At 35.2% G+C, this 4,019-nt stretch carries 6 protein-coding genes; 1 reads left to right on the top strand and 5 read right to left on the bottom strand.

All coding sequences use genetic code 11. The features are described 5' to 3' along the window. The coding region (locus tag V7164_RS21690; RefSeq protein ID WP_335355216.1) for a PucR family transcriptional regulator ligand-binding domain-containing protein at window positions 1-904 on the bottom strand (904 nt) is incomplete at its 3' end. Between the two features lie 279 nt (window positions 905-1,183). On the opposite strand from V7164_RS21690, the gene V7164_RS21685 reads away from it, so the two are divergent. Beyond that, a complete protein-coding gene (locus V7164_RS21685; protein ID WP_335355215.1) occupies window positions 1,184-2,191 on the top strand; it encodes an IS1595 family transposase in 1,008 nt (335 codons plus the stop codon). Between the two features lie 24 nt (window positions 2,192-2,215). On the opposite strand, the gene V7164_RS21680 is transcribed toward V7164_RS21685, so the two are convergent. The 4 genes from V7164_RS21680 to V7164_RS21665 form a co-directional block, all read right to left on the bottom strand. After that, window positions 2,216-2,614, bottom strand: a complete 399-nt coding sequence (locus V7164_RS21680; RefSeq protein WP_335355214.1) for a hypothetical protein — start codon at window positions 2,612-2,614, stop codon at window positions 2,216-2,218. Between the two features lie 251 nt (window positions 2,615-2,865). Next, window positions 2,866-3,390 carry a superoxide dismutase family protein gene (locus tag V7164_RS21675; RefSeq protein WP_335355213.1) on the bottom strand — a complete coding sequence of 175 codons (525 nt, stop codon included), beginning with the start codon at window positions 3,388-3,390 and terminating at the stop codon, window positions 2,866-2,868. Window positions 3,391-3,544: 154 nt separating this feature from the next. Then, on the bottom strand, window positions 3,545-3,757 hold the full coding sequence (locus V7164_RS21670) for a hypothetical protein (protein ID WP_335348153.1): 213 nt from the start codon (window positions 3,755-3,757) through the stop codon (window positions 3,545-3,547). A 32-nt stretch (window positions 3,758-3,789) separates the two neighbouring features. Continuing rightward, the coding region (locus tag V7164_RS21665) for a hypothetical protein (protein WP_335355212.1) at window positions 3,790-4,019 on the bottom strand (230 nt) is incomplete at its 5' end.

Genomic DNA, 4,019 nt, shown 5'->3' with positions numbered 1-4,019 from the left:
CGATTAATACAAAATATGAGCAATTTAATAAATTATGAAAACCCTGTTCCTGTAAGAAATTAGTAATCACAGAATCTTCAACTGTTCCATCTAACCAAGACTCCAGTAATAGCCGGGAGTGAATGTTTTGTTTTTCTTCTATGTATAGACTGCGCAGCAAATATTGCGATAACGCCGTAACAGTTCTATCCAGAATTAATAATTCAAACTCATTTATTGTTCGATTCTTCGTGAAAATACATACTTCTCCATAACTTTCCTCCAATATATTTACTTCACATTTGGCAAAATGACTTCCTTCCCCTTTTTGTTCGTATTGGTCCCTTAAGTTCTCATATATGTGATGTTTTTCATTTGGAATAAATAATGGCTGCTGCCCATTAATGATAAATGCAACGTTCATGTTTAAATATTTGTAAAGCTTCATGAGGATATGTTCATAATGGGTTATTTTTAATGTTAATTTATTTATTTCTTGTGAATAATTTTCAAGCCGTTTGATCATTTCATACTGTTGATTAATTAACATACTATGTATTTCCTGTGTTATTTCAATAAATGGAACTATTTCATTAAACACAATAATCGGTAAATTATGCCGATTAGCCAACTCAATCACACTATTTGGAACAGATTGAATATGTTCACCAAATTCAATACATAAAGCGGCTGCTTCTTTTGTGATCAGTTGTTCTAAAAATTTAAATAGAGTCTCTTCGGATATTAGTTGAATTCCCGTTGTTAATATTAATTCTTTTCCCTTAATGAAGGTACCTATCTCTTTCGATTCCAGTATATGAACCCACTTAATAGTATTCAATAGTCCGCCATGACCAGCGATCACTTTGGCCTTTTGAAAATGGTTTCTATCAATTAAATCTTGAACCTTTAGCGAATAAGACATATTTTACCCTCCTAGAAAAAGGCTTATCATGCTCTATACAGAAAATATAACATAATCTAAAACGGCAAAGGGAACTTCTTTACATTATGGTTTATATCAAGCTGTTAAAAGGCTATGTTATATTTTTTTTATTACTTAGTTTGTAACAAGAGGGATAAGTGAATAGAAAAAGGAAGTTTATGAAGCATCTTTGATAAAGGCTGTTTTCGTATAGATTGTGGCTTTCTTGACCATACTTTTAAAAGGCTGATATAATGGGCATTCAGGAGGCGTTCGAGTATGTGGGAAGACATATATGAAGATTTCAGCGAATTAACTAAATCAGAACAAATGGCGTTATTTAATGCAATGAAACAGGACTTGTTTCCAGATGAACCAGATAAAATTACTAAACTACTCAAAAGTATTCGTGAAGCCCGATTTGCTTCTGGTTTGGGCTGTGTTCATTGTGGTAGCACTTCGGTTAAACGAAACGGTAAATATCGTTCAAGACAACGCTATTTATGTAATGATTGCGGAAAATCTTTCAACGATCTGACAAATACGCCATTTTCAGGCTCTCGCTACCCCGAAAAATGGGTGAATTACATTGAACTAATGGTGGAAGGATACACCCTACCAAAAATCGCTGAAAAACTTCAAATACACATTTCTACTTCCTTTTATTGGAGGCATAAAATTTTGAACTCATTAGGAAGTCTTGGTTTTAATCAACTACAAGGTATCGTTGAGAGTGACAAAACCTTCTTTCGTGAGTCTATGAAAGGTAGAGAAATCACTCATAGGAAAGCCAAGAAGCGTGGAGAAAAAGACGAAAAAAGAGGGATTTCTAACCTTAAAATTGCCGTTGTAGTGGCACAAGACCGTAACGGTAGTGTGATTGCTTTAAAAGCAGGAAAAGGTCGTGTTAGAGCCGAAGAAATCGACACTGTGATAGGTGAGTATATTCAGCCGTCTGCTTTGCTATGCACTGATACTGCAACGAATTATAGAAAGTTTGCCAAGATGAAGGGGTTGCAACACGAAACAGTCAATGAACGTCAAAAACAGCGTGTTAAAAAAGGAATCTATCACATTCAACACGTTAATAACTTTCATAATCGCTTGAAAGGTTGGATGGAGCGTTTTAAAGGAGTCGCAACAAAATACTTGGATAATTACCTCTACTGGTTCCGTTGGCTCGATATAGGGAAAAACTTGGCATTTGAAAAACGAGTGGAGCAAATGCTTATTTCAGCGTGTCAAAAATCGAATAATACTACGGTTGAAATGTTGAGAAGTGCATAAGAAAAGACCTCAAATAAGAGGTCATTATTCCTCTGCAATCTCTAATTTTTTGTAGTAATTCTCTACAATCGGATGAATGTCTGGGTTTGAATCATAATAGGTATTACCAATTTCATTTAGAGTGAATTTAAAATCCTTTTTACCATCAAAAAGGGCAATACCATACCGCCACCCATCACGTTTTTCTTGATTTTTTTGAGGAGTAAACTCTATATCTTTAATCAGAGATAGAAATTCATCAATTTGTTCTTGTACAGTTATCGTTTTTGAAGCACCAGTTGAACCATCTTGAATGATTACTTTATCAACATTTTCAATTTTAGCATCCTTATAAAATTCTTCTAATGATTGTGTTTTTTCATTTGTGCAAGCGGAGACAAAAAACAGACTTACTAACAAAATTAGTAACAATAAATTTTTCATTTATTCACCTCCCAAAATTTATTCATTACCTTTTAGATTAACTAAATTTACAAATAGTTACATTGTAATAGTGAAGTATTGGTGGAGATTACCATTTAATTATATCAAATACTTTATCGGAAAATTCAAGCACCCTATATTATATAAAAAACAACAATCTTTTAGAAAACAGCCTTGATAAAATAGAAGAGATGAAATACAAGCAACAAAACGAAAGACCTTTCCCATCACCCGGAAAGGTCTTATTTATTCTATTTCTTCTTCTTATCCTTTGAAATAGGCCCACATGCAATCCGATCACCTGAATCACCAGCTGGCTGTGTCATGCCATCATCCTTGCCATCATGAATCACAATAGAGGTTCCGTCTTTCGTTAATAATGATTGTTTGCCTTCCTTGAGTGAGACCTGCGGGGCCATAATTTCATCCTTGGCCTTTCCATCCTCCCCTACAATGAGGTTAGGAAGGTCACCAGCGTGGGATCCTTTAGGATGAAGCAGACCGTGCTCCTTATCTTCTGGATTAAAATGATTTCCCGCTGACTTGAAATCTGGGGGTTCACATTTTCCAATAACATGAATATGCATGGCATGCTCACCTGGAGGCAAACCCTCTAAATCTAAAGATAGTTTGACCCCTTTTGCCTGTTCCTCTAACTTGATCGTTCCTAAGGAGTCCCCCACGGCATTATACATTTCAACATCCAGATTTCTGATCGTCTCTTCCCCACACCCTGTTAAAATAAAAAAAGGGAGTAATAACCAAGCCTTTTTCATGTTAAAAAAACTCCTATCAAACAAATTCTTCCATTAGTATCACCCTATCTCCCTTTTCATAATCAATTATTTGGCAGGTTAAACCCAAATCTTTAATTCAATTAGCAAAAAAAAATAACCAAATCAAAATAGATTTGGTTATTTCCTGCTTCTGCTAATTTTTCTCTTCAGTGCTATTCAAGTTATTCATAATTCGATCCTCAAGTTCCTTTGCCTTGATTGCTTCACGTTTTGAAATCCGTAAAATGAATCGGAAGGTTAAAACGCATAAGATAAAGAAAATCGTAAAACTGATGGCAGCAGGAAAATATTCTGATTTATCTTGAGGGAAGTATAGAAACAAGGACATAACATACCATTGCAACATATCAACTATCCTTTCTGCAAAAATGCAGTGGTTCAATATGTTATTATATCAACAATTACGCCGTGTTCCAAGCCTTTTGCCATAGGAAGGATTCTCTTTATTTTTAAAGGCAATGTAAAAGGGAAACTACATTCGTAACCCCAAAGACATCGATTGATGACCGTGTCGGCCACTTTTTGTGCATAACGAGCATCAAAGTCACCGATTGATGACCCTGGCGACCGCTTTTTGCGAATGACGGGCACCAAAGATACCGATTGAT

The organism is Bacillus sp. JJ1474 (genome assembly GCF_036965225.1).
Lineage (GTDB): Bacteria > Bacillota > Bacilli > Bacillales > Cytobacillaceae > Cytobacillus.
Note: the sequence above shows the minus strand (reverse complement) of the source record. Positions and strands in the feature narration are given on the sequence as shown.